The organism is Pseudomonas sp. OVF7, from assembly GCF_030644265.1.
Taxonomy (GTDB): Bacteria; Pseudomonadota; Gammaproteobacteria; order Pseudomonadales; family Pseudomonadaceae; genus Aquipseudomonas; species Aquipseudomonas gorinensis.
Genome location: NZ_CP128996.1, coordinates 5,555,686 through 5,578,587 on the forward strand (window position 1 = coordinate 5,555,686; position 22,902 = coordinate 5,578,587).

The following is a 22,902-nucleotide window of genomic DNA, read 5'->3' on the forward strand; positions in this document are numbered from 1 at the left end:
GGATACTCCGCATTCAGTTGATAAACATAATCAGAAGGCCTGCCGTGCCCTGTTGATTACTTCTTCTTTTTCGGGGCGATGACCATGATCAGCTGGCGTCCTTCCATCTTAGGATGCTGTTCGACCGAACCGTACTCGAGCAGGTCAGCTTCAACCCGCTTGAGGAGTTCCATCCCCAGCTCCTGGTGGGCCATCTCACGGCCGCGGAATCGCAAGGATACCTTGGCCCTGTCCCCATCACTCAGGAAACGTACCAGGTTGCGCAGTTTTACCTGGTAATCCCCTTCCTCCGTCCCTGGACGAAACTTGATTTCTTTTACTTGAATCTGCTTCTGGTTCTTCTTCGCCGCAGCAATCTGCTTCTTCTTTTCGAAGATCGACTTGCCGTAGTCCATCACCCGGCAAACAGGCGGGACTGCGTCGGCGGAAATTTCCACCAGGTCCAATTTGGACTCTTCAGCGATACGAAGCGCTTCATCAATCGAGACGATGCCAATCTGCTCGCCGTCAGCGCCAATTAACCGAACCTCGCGTGCCGAGATATTCTCGTTGATCGGGGCTTTCGGTGCAGCTCGTTTATCTTGTCTCATTTCACGCTTAATAATAATTACTCCGAATCTGGGCGACCACGCCGGGAAACCGCTTGCGCGAGGAACTCAGCGAACTGGGCGACGGGCATCGAGCCCAGGTCAGCACCTTCACGAGTACGCACAGCGACAGTCTGCATCTCGACTTCCCGATCTCCGATAACCAAAAGATAGGGAACCTTGAGCAAAGTATGCTCGCGGATTTTAAAGCCGATCTTTTCATTTCTCAAGTCGGACTTGGCACGAAATCCGCTTTCGTTGAGAGTTTTTTCAACTTCAGCGGCAAAATCTGCCTGTTTATCAGTGATATTCATGATCACTGCCTGGGTCGGAGCCAGCCACGCGGGGAACGCACCCTCGTAGTGCTCGATCAGGATCCCGACGAACCGTTCGAACGAGCCAAGGATCGCCCGGTGCAACATGACCGGGTGTTTACGGCTGTTGTCTTCGGAGACGTATTCGGCTCCCAGACGGATCGGCAGGTTAAAATCGAGCTGCAAGGTACCACATTGCCAGACACGGCCAAGGCAATCTTTCAGCGAGAACTCGATTTTAGGCCCGTAGAACGCGCCCTCACCCGGTTGAAGATCGTACGCAAGGCCCGCGCTGTCTAGCGCAGCGGCGAGTGCCGCTTCGGCGCGGTCCCATAGCTCGTCGGAACCGACGCGCTTTTCCGGACGAGTGGACAGCTTCATTTCGACTTCGGTAAAACCGAAATCGCGATAAACGTCCATGGTCAGCTTGATAAATGCAGCGGACTCCGCCTGCATCTGTTCTTCGGTGCAGAAGATGTGTGCGTCGTCCTGGGTGAAGCCGCGTACGCGCATGATGCCGTGCAATGCACCCGATGGCTCGTTACGGTGGCAGGCACCGAACTCGGCCAGGCGCATCGGCAACTCGCGGTAGCTCTTCAAGCCCTGGTTGAACACCTGCACGTGGCAAGGGCAGTTCATCGGCTTGATGGCGTAGTCGCGGTTTTCCGACTGGGTGGTGAACATATTGTCGGCGTAGTTGGCCCAGTGCCCGGATTTCTCCCACAGGCTACGGTCAACAACCTGAGGAGTCTTGATCTCCAGGTAGCCGTTCTCACGCTGCACCTTGCGCATGTACTGTTCAAGCACCTGGTACAGGGTCCAGCCGTTCGGGTGCCAGAACACCATGCCCGGGGCTTCTTCCTGGAGGTGAAACAGGTTCAGACGCTTGCCGATCTTGCGGTGGTCGCGTTTCTCGGCTTCTTCGATGCGCTGGATGTAGGCCGCCAGCTGCTTCTTGTCAGCCCAGGCGGTGCCGTAGATCCGCTGCAGTTGCTCGTTCTTGGCATCGCCGCGCCAGTAGGCACCGGACAGCTTGGTCAGCTTGAACGACTTGAGGAAACGCGTATTCGGTACGTGCGGGCCACGGCACATGTCGACGTATTCTTCATGGTAATACAGGCCCATGGCCTGTTCGTCCGGCATGTCTTCTACCAGGCGCAGCTTGTAGTCTTCGCCACGCGCAGTAAACACGTCGATCACTTCGGCGCGCGGGGTGACTTTCTTGATGACGTCGTAATCTTTTTCGATCAGCGCGTGCATGCGCTGTTCGATGGCGGCCAGGTCGTCCGGCGTAAAAGGACGCTCGTAGGCGATGTCGTAATAGAAACCTTCGTCAATGACCGGGCCGATCACCATTTTCGCGGTGGGGTACAACTGCTTGACCGCGTGGCCAATCAGGTGCGCGCAAGAGTGACGAATGATCTCCAGCCCCTCTTGATCCTTGGGCGTGATGATCTGCAGGCTGGCGTCGGAGGTAATCAGGTCGCTGGCGTCGACCAGCTTGCCGTCGACCTTGCCGGCCACGGTGGCCTTGGCCAGGCCGGCACCAATGGATGCGGCGACCTCGGCGACGGAAACCGAATGATCGAATGAACGTTGACTGCCATCGGGAAGAGTAATAGTTGGCATGGCGCCTCCTCTCCTAGTGGTGACCCCTACCAAAGGTCACGTGGGTTGGGATGAGCCAGTACAAGATCCAACACCAGGCCGTTCAGCAACGAACGCCTGCCTTACAGCGGCAGGAGCCTTTCGGCAAACCGATAATCGAACCAGAGTGACTGGAGTGAACAAAAGGAACATGGCAAGGCGGCAAATGGCGCGCCCGGGAATAGCCAGGTGGCTGATGCTAGCACAGATGAACGGTCATCGCGCCGGCGCCATCCGACGTAAAGACAAATTCCAGCCTTTATAGCGGTAAAAGTGAACTTGAGCTGTACGCGACGCCTCAAACCCACTGAGAATCGCTGTTCGTCCTCGACCCAAAGGAGCATCCCATGATGCGTTTTACCTCGACCCTCGCTCTCGCCGCTACCCTGAGCCTCCTTTCCCTCGGCGCACAAGCAGCTGCGCCTTCCAACTGGCCAGCCGGTGCCCGTGACAGCTTCGTTAAAGACTGCACCTCTGCCGCCAGCCAAAATGTGGACGTCAAAACCGCCAAAGACCATTGCGAATGTGGCGCGAACAAAATCAACGCCGAATTGAGCACGGCCGAGATCAAAGAGCTGATGACCAACCAGAACGCCAGCCCGGACCTTAAAAACAAGGCGGTCGCGGCTATTTCGTCCTGCAAGGTCGTGAAGAAAAAGTAATATTCACCCCTGATCAGACGGCCGTTTTGCTGGAAAAACACCTCGAAAACTGCCATTTCTCACAAATTACGCAGCTTTTACGGCTTTTTTTACCAGCTTATATTTCGCACAAAAGCCCCGTAGATCGGGGCTTTCAGCCGATTCAGGTAGTAAACGCAACGCTATTGACTCGCAAACAATGCCTTGGGGGGGCTCCCAAGTCGAACATTTCGACTATGATAGCCCGGTGTGCCCAGTTGGCCTGAGCAGCACAGCACTACTGAAAATATATGTTTCTTGGAGATACACCATGTCTAATCGCCAAACCGGCACCGTTAAATGGTTCAACGATGAAAAAGGCTTCGGCTTCATCACTCCTCAAGGTGGCGGTGACGACCTGTTCGTACACTTCAAAGCTATCGAAAGCGACGGTTTCAAAAGCCTGAAAGAAGGCCAAACCGTTTCCTTCGTGGCTGAGAAAGGCCAAAAGGGTATGCAAGCTGCACAGGTTCGCGGCGAGTAATTCTCCGCTGAGCTAAAAAAACCCCGTCCATGTGACGGGGTTTTTTATGGGTGGCGCAAAAACCCGGAGGCTGTCAGCCGCAATTGACCCGCGTGATCACCAGGTTGTCGTCGGTGTTCAGGTTCAGGCGGTCGGAGCGGTATTCCAGGGTGATCATATCGTTGGGCTTGAGGATCCGTGCATTCTGCGCACCGGCACGGGCGCGCGCCTGCTCCAGCAGTTGGGGCGAGGCTTTCTGGCCAATCGCGAACTCGGCGGCCTTCGACTCACAGCGGCTATGGCCGGTGTCGGCCGTGGCGGCGTCTTTGGCTGGCTCAGAGGCACCTGGGGTGCTGCAACCCGCCAACGCGAGTGCTGCCAACAAAGTACCGAATGATGCGAGCTTCCAAGGCATGAAGCCTCCTAATGATAAAAAATGAACAGAGATCGTGCGACAGCCGTCAGACGGATTGGTTTCAAGACGTAAATCGCCTGCGGGCAAGTCTGCCTGACTCAGCGCGGGCATTCGCCCGGCCAATCGTGACCACATATGAACGTACTCAGTAGATATCAATGTAGTCAAACCGTGGCGTCGGCCAGTTCTCCTTCAGCGCATTGAAAATCTGCATGACCCAGACTTCGTCGCTGGCCGCCACATTGCCTACATACCCAGAGCCCTTGGCCCACGTTTCCAGACGAAACAGCAACCCATCAATATCAACGCCACCCACCGCTTTGCCCGATGAGATATAGGCGATACCGCTCTTGGTCACGCGCAACTGGGTATGTTCATCGTCGCTGGCACTGGCGATCAATTGGCGCACGGCCATCAGCGTCAGGCTTTCGGGGTTATTCAAATCGATCTGCACCTGGTGTCCCCGGCAGTTAGACAGGCGACCAGTGTCGCACAGCCACCCCCTCATGCCTAAGTAGCAGTGCCAAACCCTGCGCAAAATGGTTAACTGCGCCCGCAAGAACCGAGTTTCAGCGCACTGCCCAGCACTTTTCAGATCGTGAGCCGCCCATGAGTACCGTAACCCTTCAAGCCGATATCAAAGCCAAATGGCACCAAGGACAGAGCTCCTACAGCCCCGGAAGCCCGGAAGAATTGGCGATCATTGGCATCGACCTGCTGGTCAAGGAACTCGGCACCCAAGCCGCACAGGCATTCATCGGCCAGATATTCGAGAAATACCCGACCGATTACCGGGGTGCACACGACCCCGAGCGCGATTAAGAACCGGCCGGCGAGCGCCAACCGGCAACTGCATTACTTCAGGCGTGCCAAGCGCTCGGTCAACAGATCGAAGAAGCCCTGGGCATCGCCGTTCTCAACCCAGAACACATTCTTTTCCTGCTTCAGGCCGTCATACCAGTCGACGATGGTCTGGCCGAAGGTCGGTCCTTCGCGGCTGTCCACCACCATATTGGCCTGACGCCCACTGAACAGAGAAGGCTTGAGCAGGTAGGCAATCACGGTGGCGTCGTGCACCGGGCCACCTGGGATGCCGTAGTGCTCCATGTCACCCTTGACGTATTCATTGAGAATATCGCCGACGACCTTGCTCGCGTTGTTCTTGATGTCCGCGATCTTTTTCAGGCGCGCCTCGCTGGTCAGCACCTTGTGGGTCACGTCCAGCGGCAGGTAGGTCAGCTTGACGCCACTCTTGAGCACGATCTCGGCCGCTATCGGGTCGGCGAACAGGTTGAACTCAGCCACCGGCGTGATATTGCCGCCATTGAAGTGCGCGCCGCCCATCACCACCACTTCCTTGATGCCTTGGGTAATGTCAGGAGCCTGGGTCAATGCCAGCGCCAGGTTGGTCTGTGGGCCGAGCATGGCGATGGTGATGCTGTGGGGCTTGGCGGTACTGAGGGTCTTGATCAGGTAGTCGACAGCATTGCCTTCGGCCAGGCCTTTTTTCGGCTCATGCACCGTCACACCGGAAATGCCTTCCTTGCCATGGATATTCTCGGCATAGATAGGCGTACGCAGCAGCGGTTTTGGCGCACCGGCGTACACCGGGATGTCCTCACGCCCCGCCCACTCGCGGGCCAGGCGCGCATTGCGCGATGTCTTGTCCAGGCGCACGTTACCTGCGACGGTGGTCAGCGCGCGAATATTCAACTCCTCCGGGGAAGCCATGGCAAACAGCAAGGCCACCACGTCGTCAGCGCCCGGGTCGGTGTCGATGATCAGGTCGATTTTTTCCGCCGCTTGGGCGCTTGCTGCAGTGAGTGCGGACAAAAGCAGGACACTCCGGAACAGATTTCTCAGGGTGGGAAGACTACGTTGCATGGAACACTCCTTGTCGTTGGGAAACGCTAGAACGTGACGCCGGACACCAGCGCGATATTGCAATAAGGCTGGCACTCACCGGTGCGAACAATGGCGCGCGCGTTACGGCTGAGCTGCTTGAACGCTTCATGGCTGACCAGACGACGCTCGCCGAGATGGGCCTGTGCGTTCAGACTGTTCAGCTCAGTCAGCGCCGGTGGCTGCTTAAGCAGGATTTCTTCGGCCAGCACATGGCTTTCCACCTGCATTTCACTGAGCACGATGCGCAAGGTACTGATGAAATCGGGAATGCCCTGGGTCAGCGCCAGGTCGATCAACTCGACACCCGGCGGTACTGGCAGACCAGCATCGCCGATGACCAGAATATCGCCGTGCCCCAGGGAGGCGATCACGCGCGACAGAGCAATATTGAGCAGGGGTGTCTTTTTCATGAGGGCACAAAACCTTGTACGTCGTGCAGCGTAGGGATGGAAGGCTGGGCGCCGTCACGGGTCACCGACAGCGCCGCCGCCACTTGGCCGAATCGAATGGCCTCGGCTTCGCTCTTGCCGCTGGCCAATGCCGCGGCAAAGCCACCCACAAAAGTATCACCGGCCGCCGTGGTATCCACCGCCTTGACCTTGGGCGCCACCAGGTGTTCAAAGCCATGACCATCGGCGAACAATGCGCCCTGGGCACCAAGGGTAATGATGACTTTACCCGCGCCCGCCTTGATCAATTCGGTCGCAGCCAGCCTGGCGCTGTCGAGGGAGTCGACCGTCACACCGCTCAGCGCGGTCGCCTCGCTTTCATTGGGAATCAGGTAGTCGATCGAGGCATACCACTCGGTCGGCAAAGGACCGCTGACCGGCGCCGGGTTAAGAATAACCGTCTTACCCAGCTCACGACCGCGCTTGAGCGCATGCCCCACAGTCTCCATTGGCACTTCAAGCTGGCAGACGATCACATCGGCGGCCTGCAGCACCGCGTCAGACGCCTGCAATGAAGCCGGCGTGAGTTCACCGTTACTGCCCGCGACGATCACAATGGCGTTCTGGCTGCTGTCATCTACGACAATCAGCGCCACGCCGCTGGAGCCGGCAACGGTGCTCACAGCCCCGCAATCGATGCCTTCCACCCGCAGCGCATCGCGCAGCTGGCTGCCGTAGGCATCAGTGCCGACACAACCGATCATCGCAACCTCGGCCCCCAACCGCGCCGAAGCCACGGCCTGGTTGGCGCCCTTGCCGCCGGGAACGGTGGAAAACGATTGGCCGATCAAGGTTTCACCGGCACGGGGCAAGCGACTGGCACGGGTCACCAGGTCCATGTTCAAGCTGCCTACTACCACTACTTTTGCTGGCATACATCAATACTCATCAATTCGGTTCAGCGGTATTGGGCGAACACACCGGCAATTGGCGCCGTCGACTCACGCAACACGATGCTCGGCGTCACGATGCGTTGATCGATCGGCAGTTGGGGTGTCGCAATCCGTCGCAGTAAAAGTTCGGCAGCCGTCTCGCCCAGTTGCACGATCGATTGCCCGACCGTGGTCAGCGCCGGGTAGACGTAACGGCCCATTTGAATATCGTCGAAACCAATCACCGACAGCTCGCCGGGCACGCGGAGATTACGTTCAGCCGCCGCGCGCAGCACACCAAAGCCGATCATGTCGTTGCTGGCGAAGATTGCGCTGGGCGGGTTTTCTGCCAATAACTGCACAGCCGCAGCATAACCACCGGTACTGGTGAAGTCGCTTTCCCGGGTGCGATCAGCCGCCACCTCCACACCCGCCTCGCGCAGCGCACGGTGATACCCCGCCAGGCGCATCTGCGCCACGCGGGTATGGACTGGGCCGCCAATACAGGCGATGTCCCGGTGACCCAGTTCAAGCAAGTGCCGGGTGGCCAGGTAAGCGCCCTCCTCGTGGTCGATACGCACCAGGTCAACGTCAATGCCGTCCAATGCCCGGTCGACGATGACCATGGGCGTGCGCACCGCGCTCAAACCCGCGGCGAGGCCGCTGTCGTCACCGCCCACGGAGGTCACGATCAAGCCATCGACACGTTTTTCCAGCAACACCCGCAGGTAGCTGCGTTGCTTTTCAGCATTGTCGTCGGAATTACACAGGATCACGCAATAGCCATTGCGCTCGCAGTAATCCTCGATGCCTCGGGCCAGCTCGGCAAAATACGGGTTGAGGCTGTTGGGTACCAGCAGGCCAATAGTCGCCGTGGTCTTGGCCTTGAGCGAGCGCGCGACGGCGCTGGGCACGTAGTCCAACTGCTTGATCGCGGCTTCCACCTTGATGCGCACCGGCTCGCTGACCGGACGCGTCTTGTTCACCACATGAGACACGGTGGTGTAGGAAATACCGGCAAGCGCTGCCACATCCTTGATCGTTGCCATGGCTCAGCCTCGCCGACTGGCGCGTTGGCTGCGGTAGGTATCGAGGACCACGGCAATCACGATCACAGCACCGGTGATGATGCGCTTGGTGGGCTCCGTGGCACCGATCTGCGCCAAGCCAGCGGCCAGCACCGAAATAATCAACACACCAAAGAACGTACTGATGACCGAGCCGCGCCCACCCATCAAGCTGGTGCCGCCGATCACCACCGCAGCGATCACTTGCAGTTCCAGGCCGGAACCGGCGTTCGGGTCTGCCGCTTCCAGGCGTGATATCTGGAACAACGCCGCCACGCCAGCCAGCAGGCCCATGAGGCTGAACACCAGAATCTTGTAGGGCTTGGGATTGATCCCTGCCAGGCGCACGGCTTCTTCGTTGGTGCCGATGCCGATCAGGTAACGACCAAACACGGTACGGGTCAACACCAGTTGGGCAACGATGATCACCAGCAACGCGATGATAAATGACGGCGAAATGCCGAAGGCAATCGGGTTGGACAACCAGGCGAAGGAATCACCGATATAGGCGGTGCGCGAGCCGGTCATCTGGTACGCCACACCGCGTGCCATTTCCAGCACGCCAAGGGACACGATGAACGACGGAATGCGCCAGGCCACCGTGATCGAACCCGTAATCGTGCCTGCCAATGCGGCGCAGCCCATGCCGAGCAAGGCTGCCGGCAACACGCTCCAACCCCAGCCAAGAATCGCCACGCTGACGGCCGATGCCGCCAGTGCCAGCACCGAGCCCACTGACAGGTCGATACCGCCGATAATCAGGATGAAGGTCATGCCCACTGCCAGCACCATCAGGTCTGGAATCTGGTTGGCCAGGGTGCTGAAGGTGTCGTAGGACAGGAAGTGATCACTGAGCACCGAAAACAGCGCAATCATCGCCAGCAACGCACCTGCCAGCCCCAGGTAGGTGCCCAGGCCGTAGAAGTTGCCAGCTGCTTTACCGGGGGAAGTTGTTGTTTTCATGGGGTATCCCTAAGCGCGGCTTCATTGAGCAGCGCATCACGTTTCTGATAGCCGGCAAACGCGGCGGCGAGCAATTCGTCCTGGGTCCAGCTGTCACGTTCGAAGGTCTCGATCAGGCGCCCGGCGGACAGCACGCCGATGCGGTCGCAGATCAGCATCAGCTCACGCAGGTCACTGGACACCACCACCAGCGCTTTACCCTGGCGAGTCAACTCGCCGAGCAAGGCATAAATATCGAACTTGGCCCCCACATCGATACCGCGGGTCGGCTCATCGAACAGCATCACCGAGCAGTCGCGCTCCAGCCAGCGGCCTATTACCACCTTTTGCTGGTTGCCGCCGGAGAGCTCGGACACCAACTGCGCCGGGCTGGAACTGCGAATGCGCATGGCATCGATCTGGCGCTTGGCCAAGGCGGTTTCATCGCGGCGATTCACTACACCGCCGCCAGAAATTTCCGGCATGTTGCCCAAGGCAATATTGGCGCTGATGGACTGGGTCAGCAGCAGGCCTTCGCCCTTACGGTCTTCGGTGATCAGGGCAATGCCGTGGCCTACCGCGTCCACAGGTGAACGAATGCTGACAACCTGGGCTGGGGAGCCCAGCGCCACGGTGCCGCTGTCGGCGAGGTCGGCACCGAAAATGAGGCGTAGCAACTCGGTACGACCAGCGCCGATCAGGCCGGAGATGCCATAGATCTCGCCAGCACGCACTTCAAAGGACACATCACGAACCTTGTCCGAACGCGTCAGGTTTTTCACCGTCAAGGCGGGACCGCCGATTGTCCGCGGGCCCAGATCGATGTGCTCGCCGAGCTCGCGACCGACCATCAAGGTGACCAGTTGCTCACTGTTGTAATTGGCCATCGGCTCGACACAGACCAACTTGCCGTCGCGCAGTACCGCAATGCGCTGGGCTACACGGGCCAACTCTTCGAGCCGGTGCGAAATATAAATGATCGCCACGCCCCGGGCCTGCAGGCGAGTGATTTGTTCAAACAGCATCTCGACTTCACGGGCGGTCAGCATGGCCGTAGGTTCGTCGAGGATCAGCACATGGCAGTCGCCGATCAGGTTGCGCGCGATTTCGACCATTTGTTGATGGCCGATGCCCAGGCTGCCAACCAAGGTGTCAGGGTCGATTGCATCCAGGCCGACCTGAGCCATGGCGTCGATCGCGGCTTTACGCAGTTGCTTGCGGCTGATCCAGCCACAGTGGCTGGGCAGGTTGTCCAGGAACAGGTTTTCGGCCACGGTCAGCGTTGGCAGCAGGTTGAGTTCCTGCATAACCATACGTACGCCCAACCCTTCGGCCTGGGTGCGACTGCCTGGACGGAAGTCCTCGCCATTGAACTGCATATGCCCGGTGGTCGGTGTGACCAAACCGCCGATGATCTTCGACAAGGTACTTTTGCCTGCGCCATTTTCACCGGTCAACGCCAGCACTTCCCCGCGATTGAGCGTCAGGGTGATGTCGGACAGAACCGGTTGGGCATAGGTCTTGCCGATACCGCTGACCGAGAGGACAGCGTTCGGGGCGGAAGATGACATAGGAAAATCTCCAGGCGCCCGCTCAGGACGAGCGGACGCTGTTGGTGCTGCCAGGATTACTGCTTGGTAACGAGTTCGACCGGAGTTTCGATCACACCGTCTTTGGCGTCGACTTTTTCACCCTTGACCAACTTCAGGGCATTCTGGATACCGAACACGGCTTGCTGGGCGGCAGCCTGGTCAGCAGTCGCCAAGACTCGGCCGTCCTGCAGCATCGGCTTGATGGCCTCGATGTTGTCGTAGCCCACCACCATCACTTTCCCCGCCTTGCCTGCTGCACGTACCGCAGACACTGCGCCCAAGGCCATATTGTCATTACCCGCCAGCAGAGCCTTGATGTCCGGGTATTCGCTCAGCATCGCAGACGCCACTTTCTGGCCCTGGTCGATTTCCCAGTTACCGGATTGGGTGGAGACGATTTTCATACCGGCAGCGTCCATCGCATCCTTGAAGCCTGCGGTGCGCTGCTGGGCATTGGTAGTGGTCGGCACACCTTCAATGATGCCGACCTTGTCACCCGAGGCCAGTTTCTTGGCCAGGTAGTCGCCCACCAGCTTGGAGCCTTTGCGGTTGTCGGGGCCTACGAATGGGATATTGAGGTTTTTGCTTTTCAGTACGTCCGGGTCCAATCGATTGTCGATGTTGACGACTTTGATACCGGCGTCGGAGGCTTTCTTCAGCACGGTGACCAGCGCCTTGGAATCGGCTGGGGCGATGACGATAGCGTTGACCTTGGCAAGGATCATTTGATTGACGATATCGATCTGCGCGCTGGTATCGGTTTCGTTCTTGATACCGTTGGTGATCATGTCGAAATCAGCGGAGTGCGCCTTTTGGTAATCTTTCGCCCCCTCCTGCATCGTCACGAAAAACTCGTTGGCAAGGGACTTCATCACCAGGCCGACCTTGGGTTTGGCGGCAGTATCGTCAGCGAATGCAGAGGAGAGCGGTAAAGCGACGGATGCGGCAGCAAGCACAGCGACAGCAAGAAGACGTCCAGCAAATGGCAGCTTCATGGGTTCACTCCGATCTTATGATTATTGTGAGCAACGCTTGCACCGAAAAGCGCTTCGGCAGCCCTCCCACCTGGGTGGCTGAAACGAGCTTTCACGAGACTCAGGGAGCCACCCGTGAAATATCTCGCAAACGTTTGCGTTATTCAAACTATGAGAACCTTGTCGAGATTTGTCAACGCTGGAAAACAACCTTTCATCCAGGCCCTCTATCCCCTGCCTTGCCGCTCGATCGCAGCGATCAGTAAACATCACCTGCGCCCAGTCGTTCTCTAAAACGACAGGCCATGACGCCTCCGTCGCGCAGGGTGTCCGGAGAGTTCGTCACTGCTTTCGGACAACCGAACGCGAACCCACTCTGATGTTCGGAAAGCCGGACAACGGGCCAGCCAACCGGTCCGAAACAGTGAAAATAAATCTTTTTAAATCAACAACTTAATTTATATACAAGGCCACAATCAGACTGGTACAGATCCTGCTCTTCCCTAACACCTCGCGGCGTTCAGAACCGCCCGGGTGTTCTAGATGAACTTGCTACCGCACTCATCAAAAACCAGAGAGAAAAATAATGAAATCTGCACTGAAGAACATTGTTCCGGGCGCATTAGCCCTCCTGCTGCTGTTCCCCGTTGCCGCCCAGGCAAAGGAAGTTGAAACCAAGGCCAAACTCTCCAACGTAGTGATCCTTGCTACCGGTGGCACCATTGCTGGCGCTGGTGCCAGCACGGCCAACAGCGCTACTTACCAGGCAGCCAAGGTCGGCATCGAGCAGTTGATTGCCGGTGTTCCTGAACTGAGCCAGCTTGCCAATGTGCGTGGCGAGCAAGTGATGCAAATCGCATCGGAAAGCATCAACAACGAAAACCTGCTGCAACTGGGCCGCCGCGTCGCCGAACTGGCCGACAGCAAGGACGTGGATGGCATCGTGATCACCCACGGGACCGACACCCTCGAAGAAACCGCCTACTTCCTGAACCTGGTGGAAAAAACCGACAAGCCTATCGTGGTCGTCGGCTCCATGCGTCCAGGCACCGCCATGTCAGCCGATGGCATGCTCAACCTGTACAACGCTGTCGCCGTTGCCGGTAGCAAAGATGCCCGCGGCAAAGGCGTGCTGGTAACCATGAATGACGAGATCCAGTCGGGTCGCGACGTCAGCAAGATGGTCAACATCAAGACCGAAGCCTTCAAGAGCCCATGGGGTCCGCTGGGCATGGTGGTCGAGGGTAAATCCTACTGGTTCCGCCTGCCGGCCAAGCGTCACACCATGGATTCGGAATTCGATATCAAGACCATCAAGAGCCTGCCCGACGTCGAAATCGCCTACGGCTACGGCAACGTAGGCGACACTGCCGCCAAGGCCCTGGCCCAGGCCGGCGCCAAAGCCATCATCTATGCCGGTACCGGCAACGGTTCAGTGTCGTCCAAGGTTGTTCCTGCCCTGCAGGAGCTGCGCAAGCAAGGTGTGCAAATCATTCGCTCGTCCCACGTGAATGCCGGCGGTTTCGTACTACGCAATGCCGAACAGCCTGACGACAAGTATGACTGGGTCGCCGCCCACGACCTGAACCCGCAGAAAGCGCGGATCCTGGCAATGGTTGCACTGACCAAGACCCAGGACAGCAAGGAACTGCAACGGATGTTCTGGGAATACTGATTACTAGCCATACCCTGTAGGGACGAGCTTGCTCGCGAAAGTGGTTAACGATGACGCGGTCCGTCTGGCTTAACCTATTGCCTTCAAGTCTTTCGCGAGCACGCCCGCCCCTACAACTCTTCGCCCCCCCGCCCCGCCGCTACACAAAAATCCCAAATCACTGTCAGACGGCCTTGTTTAACTTTAAGCAGTTGCGAAACTGCCTACAGTTAAATACTGTATGCACGTACAGCTAACTAAGGAATATTCCGTGGCAACGTCCTCTTCCGCAGCACCAACCCTGCCCGATGCCTATCAACGCCTGGCCGTTCGCGTGCAAAAAGTCATCAATTCGACCAATGCCCAAAAAAACAAGGCGGCCTTGATCTTCCGTTTGCCGGATGAGCCAGAGGACGAGTGGGCGCGTTTGCTTGAAGAGATCGCAGAAAACGACAACGTTACCCTCGCCTATCGGGACGACGGTGGCGTGCAGATTTTCTGGGTTGTGCCGAAGGAAGACTGATTCAATGAGTGTCCGTTTTATTGCTGTGCTTTGCTTGTTTTTTGCCGTCACCGCCCATGCCCAAGCGCCCCGAACGTTCAGCGAAGCCAAAAAAATCGCCTGGAAACTCTACGCCCCACAATCCACTGAGTTCTACTGCGGCTGCAAATACACCGGTAACCGCGTGGACTTGAAAGCCTGCGGTTATATCCCTCGTAAAAACGCCAGCCGCGCTGCACGCATCGAATGGGAACACATTGTTCCGGCCTGGCAGATCGGGCACCAGCGCCAGTGCTGGCAGAATGGCGGACGCAAGAACTGCACACGCCATGATGAGGTGTTCAAGCGTGCCGAGGCGGACCTGCACAACCTGGTGCCGAGTATCGGTGAGGTCAACGGCGATCGTAACAACTTCAGTTTTGGCTGGCTGCCGGTGCAAAGCGGGCAGTACGGCTCATGCTTGACCCAGGTCGACTTCAAGGCCAAGAAGGTGATGCCGCGCCCGTCCATACGCGGAATGATTGCCCGGACGTATTTCTATATGAGCAAACAATACGGCTTGCGCCTGTCGAAACAGGACCGGCAACTTTATGAAGCCTGGGACAAGACCTACCCTGTGCAGCATTGGGAGCGTCAGCGCAACCAGACCGTGGCCTGTGTGATGGGGCGTGGAAATGAGTTTGTCGGCCCGGTGAACCTCAAGGCCTGCGGTTGAACGCGGGCGGGAGCACTCGGCGTGCTCTCGCCCTACCTGCCGGTTACTGCGCAGTCTTGTGCTCGACAACCTGCGATTCGGTGTCGTTTTTCTTGGCGCGGGCCAGCTTTTCCGTGAGCAGGGCCTGCTTGGCTTCCGCATCGGCCTTGGTTGCGAATGGCCCCAAGTACACTTCGTCCTTGCCGTTTTCCTTCACGATATAAAAATTGAAACCATGCTCCAGCAACCACGCGGTCAGGTCGGTGATCGCCTGTAGCTTGTGGTCAGGCGGGCCTACCCAAACGTCCCATTCCTGGGCAGCAATCGCGCCGGTCTGTGCCTGGTTTTCAGTCACGGCAGGCTTGGCCTTGGGCGCTTCGACAGGTTTGCCTTCACCGCAACCGGCCAATGCCAACACCGCAATTGCCATCGCTACTTTACGCACTGCCCTGCTCCTTAAAGGATAAAGAGGCAACTTTATCATTCACTGTCTATTCTGGCCGTCATAAACGTTGGCTTAAACAATGCGAATGATGTATCGCAGACCTGTATGATGCCGCCATGGGAATTAATGTTGCCTCTATGCGTCCTAAAAAGAGGCAGTCACAGGGAAGCGCTTAGCAGTAAGCTACACACATCCGACACCTGCCCTGTCTGAAACATGTGTCCTTAAAAGTAATCAAGGAGAAGTCCATGCTGATACTCACCCGCAAAGTTGGTGAAAGCATAAACATCGGTGATGACATTACGATCACCATCCTGGGCGTCAGCGGCCAGCAAGTACGAATCGGCATCAACGCACCCAAGGACGTTGCCGTGCATCGCGAGGAGATCTACCAGCGCATCCAGGCTGGCCTGACAGCTCCGGACAAAAACCAGACTCCTTGAAGCACTCCAGTAGCCAGCCTTTTCGCTCTGTAACGGCTGGCGAAAACTGCCTAGACCTGCTCGCGCCTTATTCTTGTCCCGCGCACTGCCCTTGCATCTGCATTGGCAGATGAAACTGTCTTCATCCCTGGAACTTGTCGCGCGATTCGCAGCCGAAACTCCTGACTCACTCTGCCGACATCTGAGCACACTCAGGAGCACGCCGATGAGGCGCACCTCAACACAACGCTTTATCACCTATTCCTGGGCGATCGCCGTGCTGATCGGGTTGGCCTTTGCCGGCCTGGAATATGGTTTGAGGTTCGAAATTGAAAGGACAGACGCCACCGACGCCCCTTCATGGCTGGATCTGGCTTTGTTTTTGTGCGGCTACCTGTTCATGTTCTGTCTCAAACCGATCCAGAAGGCCATCCAGCGCAAGTTGTGCCAGCGAGCCACCCACCGCGCCCACCCAAAAAACGCGGGTTGATAGGCCGCAGTTTCGCTAATAGATCACCGGTGTTTACAGTCTTCCAACAGGATCTATGCTTGGGTTTGCACGATCAGTGAAAGGTGCTTACGCAGATGGACACCCTCAGCAAATCCCAAATCGAATCTGTCCTGGCAAGCCGCCTGCCCAGCTATACCGTCAATTGCACGTTGCATGCCGACGGCACCCTCTCCGCCATCCTCAGCGGCCCGGAAACCGACCACTTCGCGATTACCGGCATTGTGCGCGCGCATTATCGCGGGACTGAAGCGATTGCCCGCCTGGCCAATGAAATCCTCAGGGAAATGGTGCTGTCACGCCAGGGCATGAGAAGCAGCCGACTGCAACAGGTGCCGCCTGGTCATACATCCTGCGAATAGGACCGAGACCGCCAAACCGGGCTCGGCTTTTTCGCATCAACCTGCCAGGCGCCGCAAGCGCAGCAAACCGCCACCGTCGTGCTCGACGTGCAAGTGTTCATACCCATCGGTGGTGGCATGCGCAGTGTGCATGGTCGTCAGGTGAGTCGAGGTCACGACCATCACATCCGCGCCAGCGGCCTCGCCTGCCCGAATACCTACCGTCGCATCTTCGAACACCAGGCAGTCCTGTACCGCCGCCCCCAGGCGCTGTGCGCCCAGCACATAACAGGCAGGGTCAGGCTTACCACTGGCCACATCTTCAGCCGTCACCAGCACCGCAGGCGGAGTGATGCCGGCCGCTTGTAGCCGGCGCAACGCCAACTCCCGGGGGGCAGACGTCACCAGCGCCCATTGGTCGCCAGGCAGACGGTTCAAAAACTCAACGGCACCGGGAATCGCCACGACGCCTTCGACATCATTCAACTCCGCCTCGGTAATCCATTGCGCCTCCACCTCAGGATCAACCCCAGGCAACGCCTGGCGGGTAATGGTATCGATGGCCCGAGCGCCATGAATGGTAGTCAGGAAGGCCTTCACGTCCAAGCCGTGACGTTCAGCCCACATACTCCAGACCCGCTCGGCGGCAGCAATGGAGTTGAGCAGGGTCCCGTCCATATCGAACAGGAAGGCGCGGTAAGGCCGGGTAAAGACGCGGATGGACACTGCTGGGCTTCCTCTTGGACGGTGACAAATGATGAGCCCGTTGCAATCTACGGGTCAGCTCTGCAGTTGTAAACGCGGCGGACAAGCACTCCAGCGATTTCATGGTTCCTGGGCTGACGGCTCCAGCTGGTCCGAAGTGATCACCCGACTCCAAGCCGCCCCTACCGTACTGGTCGGCCATTCCTACGCCGGCAGCGTGGTCAGCGACTCGGGAGTAAACCCGAAGGTCAGCGCATTGGTGTATGTGGCTGCCCGTGCGCAATGGAGTGGAAAAGCACGACGGCTACCTCACCCTGAGCCAGGACGCCTTCCTCTTATTACGAACTTGTCATGATCCTGTTGGTTGGCTGTTTGTGTCGCCTGGTTACTGTGAACTCACTGCCAACGACCGGGCAACCCGCCCTTAACGAGAGATACCTCCATGAAACTGTTTGCCCTTGGTTTTGCCGCTTTACTGGCCACCGGTTCGGTATTCGCGGCCGACACTCCAGCTGCCACGGACGTGATCCACGACAAAACCGGCTTCTTCGTACACCTGGACGTCGCCAAAGTCCTGTCGAGTACCGACACTTACGGCCAATGTGGAATCGTCCCGGCACAACTCAAATACCTGGACCACCAGGACCGCGAACATGTGCTGGACTATCAGGTCCAAGGCATCGGCTGCGCCAATGACAATTGATCGGGCTACACTTGCGCCACGCACTGAACCAGGGCACTTCCCATGAACATCCTTGTCGTTGAAGACGAGCCCAAGGCCGGCAATTACCTGCTCAACGGCCTGCAGGAGCTGGGCTACTCCGTAAGCCTCGCCCGTGACGGGGTAGATGGCTTGCACCAGGCCTTGGAAACGCCATTCGATGTGATCGTACTCGACGTGATGATGCCGAAAATGGACGGCTGGGAAGTGCTGCGGCGCTTGCGCAAGGAGGCCGACACGCCGGTGCTGTTCCTCACCGCCCGCGATGACATTGCCGATCGCATCAAGGGCTTGGAACTGGGGGCTGATGACTACCTGATCAAACCTTTCTCCTTTGCCGAACTGGTCGCGCGCCTGCGCACCTTGACCCGACGCGGCCCGAGCCGCGAAGAAGAACACCTGAACATCGCCGACCTGCACATCGACGTGCTCAAGCGCCGTGTCACCCGTGCCGGTACGCGCATCACCCTGACCAATAAAGAGTTCGCCCTGCTGCACCTGTTTGCCACGCATCAGGACCAGCCGTTGTCCCGCTCGTTGATTGCCTCGCGGGTCTGGGACATGAATTTCGACAGCGACACCAATGTGGTGGACGTAGCCGTGCGGCGCCTGCGCCTGAAAATCGATGACCCGTTCCAGCTCAAGCTGATCCACAGTGTGCGGGGCATCGGCTACCGTTTCGATACCCAGCCATGAGCCCAAATCGACATTACTCCTTGACCTTGCGCCTGGCGTTGATCTTCGCCTTGCTGGCCTTTGTGCTGCTGGCCACCCTGGGCGTGGCGCTGTACCGTGAGCTGGAGCGTGAGCTGATCATGCGCGACGACGCCGCATTGATCTACCGTATCGACCAGTTGCGCAACCTGCTCAACGACAGCAACACCCTGGACCTGATCAAGACCAAGCCGGAGCTGTTCCAGAACATGCTGGGCAATCGCGAGTCGGTGCTGAGCATCACAGCGCCTGGCCAGCCCCCCCTGCTGGTCGTCAACCCCGGCAACATCGAGGTGCCATCCGTCCCCCCCGTGCCGAAAAACCATACCCTGGCGTTGACTGACGTACACCATTTTCCCGGCGTGAATGGCGTACCGTTCGCCATCGTTGCGGCCTCCATCGACTCTGGCGACCTGGGCAGCCTGCAAGTCACCACCGGCCGCCTGATGACTGAACGCACCGCCGTGCTCGCCAGCTACCGATTGAGTGTGTATATCCTAGCCAGCATCGCGGCAATCTTCCTCGCCCTGGTGGGCTACCTGCTGGTACACCGTGGCCTGCTGCCCTTGCGACGCCTGGCGCGGCATGCCCGGGGCATCGGTGTCGGCAACCTGGCTGAACGCCTCGACAGTCGTGGCACGCCCAAGGAGTTGCTGCCGATGATCGACTCGTTCAATACCATGCTTGAACGCCTGGCCAAGGGCTTTACGCAACTGGGCCAGGTATCCACCGACATGGCCCACGAACTGCGTACACCGATCAACAACTTGCTGGGGGAAACCCAGGTCGCCTTGCAACAGAGCCGCAACGTCGAAAGCTACCAGCAGTTGCTCGCGTCTAATGTAGAAGAGCTTGAACGCCTGGCCCGCATGCTCGATAACATGTTATTCCTCGCCCGCACCGACCCGGCAAGTGCATTGCGCCAGCGCCAGGAATTAAGTGCAGCAGACGAAGTGGAACGCATGGCTGATTACTTCGAAGGATTGGCGAGTGATGCAAATATGCACATCATCGCCGAGGGCGCGGGCGTGATCTGGGCCGAGCCGATGCTGCTGCGCCGCGCATTGGCCAACCTGTGCGCCAATGCCATCAAGTATGGCGCTCCTGATTCCGATCTGTTGATCCAGGCGCTTCCCAATGCCGAAGGCATCCACCTGAGGGTCAGCAACCAGGGCGACACCATTGCTGCCGAACATTTGCCGCGACTGTTCGAGCGGTTCTACCGGGTGGATGAGTCACGGGAGCGGTCGGCACAGTCCAATGGGCTAGGGTTGTCGATCGTGGCCACCATCATGCAGTTGCATAGCGGCCGGTACAGCGTCAGCAGCCAGGACGGCGTGACGTGTTTTGAGTTGTTCTTTCCGCAACGGGGTCACTGAGCGTCGCGGGCCAGAACCTCGGTGGTATTTTGCAAAAATTTGTCGGTCACCCTCTGCTCTGACTCCCACTATTCTTTTCTCCCAAGCGCTCTCTCACACGATTTAAAACAGGTGTCAGGCTTTGCAGAAAAAACAGTATCGATTTGGCTCGACGAATACGCTGAATACCCCGACTCAAGGCAGAGCGGGCGGAGGAAATGACGGAGGTCCCGGTGTGGAAAAACGATTGAGCTCACTGGAAAAGAGGCTGGCTGAAATGAAAGAGAAGCTATTCACCGTTTCAAACAGGGCAGACTCCATGGAAAAGCATTTCGCTACCAAGGCGGACCTCGCAACCACTGAACTGAATCTCATCAAATGGTATGTCGCAACGGCGTTCGCCATGACAGGCCTGGCCTGTGCGATCACCTTCGGGCTTACCCGACTGCTTGCCACCTGAAGTCAACCCGACAGATCAGCTGACCTGCCCGCCCGCTTCCGTTACATCCACGGATGTTTGCCACGCCGTCAGCACAGCCACCTGCAACCCTTTGACCAGCGTGGTCAACGCCATTGAAGGCTGCCCCGAGACAACCACCTGCTCCGGCAGGTACGGCACGTGAATGAAACCACTGCGTACACCCGTTCCTGCGAGTGAGTGCTGCAAACGGTAGAACACTTGGTTGCAAACGAACGTCCCCGCTGTCTGCGAGACTGAGGCTGCTATACCCGCCTCGCGCACGGCCTTGACCATGGCCTTGATCGGCAACGTGGAGAAGTAGGCTGCGGGCCCATCGACCACTACAGCCGTGTCAATCGGTTGCTCCCCCAGGTTGTCGGGAATACGGGCGTCATTCAGGTTGATCGCCACCCGCTCTATGGATATCTCGCCACGCCCAGGCCCCAGGCCCGTCGCGATGATCAGGGCTGGGTGCAACTCATCTATCAGTTGGGCCAGGCACTCGCCGGCAGTGGCAAAGGCGCAAGGCAAACGACGCGCAACAATTTGCACATCGTCACCCAACGGCATGCCATCCAACTGACGCACGGCCTCCCAGGATGGATTGATCGCGTCTTGATCAAAGGGCTCGAAGCCCGTCAGCAGAACGATTCGCATCCTGGCCTCACATCAACAGGTAAAGCAGGACAATATTGACCACCAGCATCATCAACGCGGTCGGCAACTGCGCCTTGATCACCGCGTTTTTGTCCGGTAGCTCCAACAAGGCGGCCGGGACGATATTGAAGTTGGCCGCCATCGGCGTCATCAGCGTACCGCAGTAGCCGGAAAACATGCCGATCGCCGCCATCACCGCCGGGTTGCCACCGTAGATACCCACCAGCACTGGCACACCGACGCCACCCGTCATCACCGGGAAAGCCGCAAAGCCGTTGCCCATGATCACCGTAAACAAGGCCATGCCCAGCACATAAACCATCACTGCCACCAACTTGTAATCCAGGTTGATGTAGGTGGTGGTGACGTGGGCGACGGCCGTGCCCACTCCGGCTTCATTGAACAGCAGCCCGAGCATCGCCAACATTTGCGGGAGCACCATCGCCCAGCCAAGGGCTTCGGTCAGGCGGCGGGATTCGCGCAAGGCTTGCACCGGGGTGTCGCGAGTCAACCAGCAGGCCAGGCCGAGGGCGATCAGGCAGCCGATACCGAGGGACACAAAGGTGGTGTTCTTCGGGTCCAGCAGCGGTACGCCGCCGATCTCGGTGTGCTTGAGCAACACCGAACCAATCACCGTCGTCAGCGGAATGGCCAGCGCCGGGATAAACAACTTGTGGCCCAGTCGGCCGGCACTCGCGCGGGAAGCCTTGTCGTGCAATTCGGCATGGGCGCCACGGCCAACGCCGCCCAACCCTGCGATCAACGCCATCACCACCACACCCGCCCCGATCACCACCGACGGCAGGCGCTCGCCCACCAGAAACGGAATAGCGAACAGCAACCAAAACAGGGTGCTGGACCAGCGCTTCGGGTGGCTACGATCCAGCAGGATCATGCTGGCAGTGATCAACAGCAACACACCGGCGAGCCAATACAGGTATTGAATGGAAATGATCATTGGGCGGCCTCCACTGGCGTGGCGACGGCGGTCATTTCCCGCGTCAACCGTCGATCAAATCGATGCAACCGAATCGCGTGGATGATAAAGGCGCAAATCGCCGTGGGAATGCCCCATACCGCGATGTGCAGCGGTTCCACATCTATCCCCGAACCAAGCAAGAAGGTGTGCATCAGCGCGATTGCGCCAAAGGCGACAAAGATGTCCTCACCGAAAAACAGCCCGACGTTATCGGTCGCCGCGCACATGGCCAGCACCTTGTGACGCAGTTTGTCCGGCAATTTGCCAAAGCGCTTTTCCGCCGCACCTTCGGCCATCGGCGCGAGCAGCGGGCGCACCATCTGCGGATGCCCACCAAGGCTGGTCAGCCCCATGGCAGCGGTCGACTCACGCACAAACAGGTAGATGATCAACAAACGCCCGACCGTGGCGCGTTCGAAACGAGCGATCCAATTCTGTGCATGCAGGCGCAAGCCATGGCGCTCCAACAGCCCGATGACAGCCAATGGCAGCAACAGAATCAATTGCAGGGCGCGGGTCTGAAGGAAACCATCGCCCATGGTGGCGAGGATTTTCTCCAGCGGGAAATGGGCAGCGAGCCCGGTGGCGATAGCGGCGGCGGTGACCACCAACAGGGGATTGAAGCGCAAGACAAAGCCAACCACGATGACGAGTACGCCGATCAACGGCCATAGATTCACAACAGTTTGCATGGCGGTGAGGTCCTTAAGTGCGCGCTGCGGCGCCATTACAGCAGGATGTGAACAAAGGGTTCACAGCAAGAAAGTGGCGTGCAGTCGGCTCGGTTTTTTATTGTTGACCTGGAAGGTCGAGCGTCGGTGGCGGCATCTTTGCC

Annotated in this window: 29 protein-coding genes and 1 pseudogene; 14 read left to right on the forward strand and 16 right to left on the reverse strand. The window is 58.3% G+C overall.

Going from position 1 to position 22,902, the window contains the following annotated elements:
• Positions 1-56: 56 nt before the first annotated feature.
• Together infC and thrS are read right to left on the reverse strand one after the other, a co-directional pair.
• Positions 57-608: a translation initiation factor IF-3 gene (infC, locus tag QU606_RS25105; protein ID WP_169850653.1), complete on the reverse strand. Its 552-nt coding sequence runs from the start codon at positions 606-608 to the stop codon at positions 57-59.
• Complete coding sequence (thrS, locus tag QU606_RS25110; RefSeq protein ID WP_024076468.1) at positions 608-2,530, reverse strand: threonine--tRNA ligase; 1,923 nt, start codon at positions 2,528-2,530, stop codon at positions 608-610. Before thrS ends, infC begins: the two co-directional genes overlap by 1 nt.
• 365 nt (positions 2,531-2,895) lie before the next feature.
• Here thrS and QU606_RS25115 point away from each other — a divergent pair, with 365 nt between their 5' ends.
• Both QU606_RS25115 and QU606_RS25120 read left to right on the forward strand, forming a co-directional pair.
• The gene (locus tag QU606_RS25115) at positions 2,896-3,210 is read left to right on the forward strand and encodes a hypothetical protein (protein ID WP_081329233.1); all 315 of its coding nucleotides are present in this window, start codon (positions 2,896-2,898) and stop codon (positions 3,208-3,210) included.
• A 289-nt stretch (positions 3,211-3,499) separates the two neighbouring features.
• Complete coding sequence (locus QU606_RS25120) at positions 3,500-3,712, forward strand: cold-shock protein (protein WP_003234260.1); 213 nt, start codon at positions 3,500-3,502, stop codon at positions 3,710-3,712.
• A gap of 73 nt (positions 3,713-3,785) precedes the next feature.
• Here QU606_RS25120 and QU606_RS25125 read toward each other — a convergent pair whose 3' ends face one another.
• Positions 3,786-4,106, reverse strand: a complete 321-nt coding sequence (locus tag QU606_RS25125) for an I78 family peptidase inhibitor (RefSeq protein WP_024076470.1) — start codon at positions 4,104-4,106, stop codon at positions 3,786-3,788.
• A 145-nt stretch (positions 4,107-4,251) separates the two neighbouring features.
• Entirely contained in the window at positions 4,252-4,560 is a 309-nt protein-coding gene (locus QU606_RS25130; protein ID WP_304997754.1) for a hypothetical protein, read from the reverse strand.
• A 155-nt stretch (positions 4,561-4,715) separates the two neighbouring features.
• On the opposite strand from QU606_RS25130, the gene QU606_RS25135 reads away from it, so the two are divergent.
• Positions 4,716-4,928: a hypothetical protein gene (locus QU606_RS25135; RefSeq protein WP_024076472.1), complete on the forward strand. Its 213-nt coding sequence runs from the start codon at positions 4,716-4,718 to the stop codon at positions 4,926-4,928.
• A gap of 33 nt (positions 4,929-4,961) precedes the next feature.
• Here the strand turns inward: QU606_RS25135 and QU606_RS25140 are convergent, their stop codons facing one another.
• From QU606_RS25140 to QU606_RS25170, 7 genes are read right to left on the reverse strand one after another with little or no spacing between them, the layout of a single operon-like run.
• Positions 4,962-5,990, reverse strand: a complete 1,029-nt coding sequence (locus QU606_RS25140) for a nucleoside hydrolase (protein WP_102625266.1) — start codon at positions 5,988-5,990, stop codon at positions 4,962-4,964.
• Positions 5,991-6,016: 26 nt separating this feature from the next.
• A complete protein-coding gene (gene rbsD, locus QU606_RS25145) occupies positions 6,017-6,421 on the reverse strand; it encodes a D-ribose pyranase (RefSeq protein WP_024076474.1) in 405 nt (134 codons plus the stop codon).
• Positions 6,418-7,335 (reverse strand): ribokinase, encoded by a 918-nt coding sequence (gene rbsK / locus QU606_RS25150; protein WP_168232067.1) that lies wholly within the window; start codon positions 7,333-7,335, stop codon positions 6,418-6,420. The genes rbsD and rbsK overlap by 4 nt, the downstream gene beginning before the upstream one ends.
• Before the next feature lie 23 nt (positions 7,336-7,358).
• Entirely contained in the window at positions 7,359-8,381 is a 1,023-nt protein-coding gene (locus QU606_RS25155; RefSeq protein WP_024076476.1) for a LacI family DNA-binding transcriptional regulator, read from the reverse strand.
• Positions 8,382-8,384: 3 nt separating this feature from the next.
• Positions 8,385-9,362 carry an ABC transporter permease gene (locus tag QU606_RS25160; protein ID WP_069076652.1) on the reverse strand — a complete coding sequence of 326 codons (978 nt, stop codon included), beginning with the start codon at positions 9,360-9,362 and terminating at the stop codon, positions 8,385-8,387.
• Positions 9,359-10,912: a sugar ABC transporter ATP-binding protein gene (locus tag QU606_RS25165; RefSeq protein ID WP_150296237.1), complete on the reverse strand. Its 1,554-nt coding sequence runs from the start codon at positions 10,910-10,912 to the stop codon at positions 9,359-9,361. Before QU606_RS25165 ends, QU606_RS25160 begins: the two co-directional genes overlap by 4 nt.
• 56 nt (positions 10,913-10,968) lie before the next feature.
• On the reverse strand, positions 10,969-11,928 hold the full coding sequence (locus QU606_RS25170; RefSeq protein WP_024076479.1) for a sugar ABC transporter substrate-binding protein: 960 nt from the start codon (positions 11,926-11,928) through the stop codon (positions 10,969-10,971).
• A 565-nt stretch (positions 11,929-12,493) separates the two neighbouring features.
• On the opposite strand from QU606_RS25170, the gene QU606_RS25175 reads away from it, so the two are divergent.
• The 3 genes from QU606_RS25175 to QU606_RS25185 all read left to right on the forward strand — a co-directional run bounded on the left by QU606_RS25175 (position 12,494) and on the right by QU606_RS25185 (position 14,778).
• Positions 12,494-13,582: an asparaginase gene (locus QU606_RS25175; protein ID WP_024076480.1), complete on the forward strand. Its 1,089-nt coding sequence runs from the start codon at positions 12,494-12,496 to the stop codon at positions 13,580-13,582.
• A gap of 250 nt (positions 13,583-13,832) precedes the next feature.
• The gene (locus tag QU606_RS25180) at positions 13,833-14,084 is read left to right on the forward strand and encodes a DUF1654 domain-containing protein (protein WP_172831355.1); all 252 of its coding nucleotides are present in this window, start codon (positions 13,833-13,835) and stop codon (positions 14,082-14,084) included.
• A gap of 4 nt (positions 14,085-14,088) precedes the next feature.
• Entirely contained in the window at positions 14,089-14,778 is a 690-nt protein-coding gene (locus QU606_RS25185) for an endonuclease (RefSeq protein WP_024076482.1), read from the forward strand.
• 43 nt (positions 14,779-14,821) lie between these two features.
• On the opposite strand, the gene QU606_RS25190 is transcribed toward QU606_RS25185, so the two are convergent.
• The gene (locus QU606_RS25190) at positions 14,822-15,187 is read right to left on the reverse strand and encodes an SPOR domain-containing protein (protein WP_304998650.1); all 366 of its coding nucleotides are present in this window, start codon (positions 15,185-15,187) and stop codon (positions 14,822-14,824) included.
• A 263-nt stretch (positions 15,188-15,450) separates the two neighbouring features.
• On the opposite strand from QU606_RS25190, the gene csrA reads away from it, so the two are divergent.
• The 3 genes from csrA to QU606_RS25205 all read left to right on the forward strand — a co-directional run bounded on the left by csrA (position 15,451) and on the right by QU606_RS25205 (position 16,494).
• Positions 15,451-15,645: a carbon storage regulator CsrA gene (gene csrA, locus QU606_RS25195; RefSeq protein ID WP_003192511.1), complete on the forward strand. Its 195-nt coding sequence runs from the start codon at positions 15,451-15,453 to the stop codon at positions 15,643-15,645.
• A gap of 205 nt (positions 15,646-15,850) precedes the next feature.
• Positions 15,851-16,114, forward strand: coding sequence for a hypothetical protein (locus tag QU606_RS25200; RefSeq protein WP_024076484.1), 264 nt, complete (start codon positions 15,851-15,853; stop codon positions 16,112-16,114).
• Positions 16,115-16,209: 95 nt separating this feature from the next.
• A complete protein-coding gene (locus QU606_RS25205) occupies positions 16,210-16,494 on the forward strand; it encodes a hypothetical protein (protein ID WP_168232065.1) in 285 nt (94 codons plus the stop codon).
• 36 nt (positions 16,495-16,530) lie between these two features.
• Here QU606_RS25205 and QU606_RS25210 read toward each other — a convergent pair whose 3' ends face one another.
• A complete protein-coding gene (locus QU606_RS25210) occupies positions 16,531-17,199 on the reverse strand; it encodes an HAD-IA family hydrolase (RefSeq protein ID WP_024076486.1) in 669 nt (222 codons plus the stop codon).
• A 100-nt stretch (positions 17,200-17,299) separates the two neighbouring features.
• Between QU606_RS25210 and QU606_RS33105 the strand changes: the two are divergent.
• The 5 genes and pseudogenes from QU606_RS33105 to QU606_RS25230 all read left to right on the forward strand — a co-directional run.
• Positions 17,300-17,513: pseudogene (locus QU606_RS33105) on the forward strand (alpha/beta hydrolase); the annotation flags it as partial.
• A 107-nt stretch (positions 17,514-17,620) separates the two neighbouring features.
• Positions 17,621-17,881: a DUF2790 domain-containing protein gene (locus QU606_RS25215; RefSeq protein WP_041160981.1), complete on the forward strand. Its 261-nt coding sequence runs from the start codon at positions 17,621-17,623 to the stop codon at positions 17,879-17,881.
• Positions 17,882-17,923: 42 nt separating this feature from the next.
• Entirely contained in the window at positions 17,924-18,595 is a 672-nt protein-coding gene (locus QU606_RS25220; RefSeq protein WP_024076487.1) for a heavy metal response regulator transcription factor, read from the forward strand.
• The gene (locus QU606_RS25225; RefSeq protein WP_168232064.1) at positions 18,592-19,992 is read left to right on the forward strand and encodes a heavy metal sensor histidine kinase; all 1,401 of its coding nucleotides are present in this window, start codon (positions 18,592-18,594) and stop codon (positions 19,990-19,992) included. The genes QU606_RS25220 and QU606_RS25225 overlap by 4 nt, the downstream gene beginning before the upstream one ends.
• Positions 19,993-20,113: 121 nt before the next feature.
• Positions 20,114-20,431 (forward strand): hypothetical protein, encoded by a 318-nt coding sequence (locus QU606_RS25230; protein WP_223817811.1) that lies wholly within the window; start codon positions 20,114-20,116, stop codon positions 20,429-20,431.
• 15 nt (positions 20,432-20,446) lie between these two features.
• Here QU606_RS25230 and pcp read toward each other — a convergent pair whose 3' ends face one another.
• The 3 genes from pcp to QU606_RS25245 are packed head-to-tail and all read right to left on the reverse strand — an operon-like array spanning position 20,447 to position 22,759.
• A complete protein-coding gene (gene pcp, locus QU606_RS25235) occupies positions 20,447-21,088 on the reverse strand; it encodes a pyroglutamyl-peptidase I (RefSeq protein WP_150054086.1) in 642 nt (213 codons plus the stop codon).
• A gap of 7 nt (positions 21,089-21,095) precedes the next feature.
• A complete protein-coding gene (locus QU606_RS25240; protein ID WP_304997755.1) occupies positions 21,096-22,046 on the reverse strand; it encodes a DUF979 domain-containing protein in 951 nt (316 codons plus the stop codon).
• A complete protein-coding gene (locus QU606_RS25245) occupies positions 22,043-22,759 on the reverse strand; it encodes a DUF969 domain-containing protein (protein WP_024076491.1) in 717 nt (238 codons plus the stop codon). Before QU606_RS25245 ends, QU606_RS25240 begins: the two co-directional genes overlap by 4 nt.
• Positions 22,760-22,902: the final 143 nt, after the last annotated feature.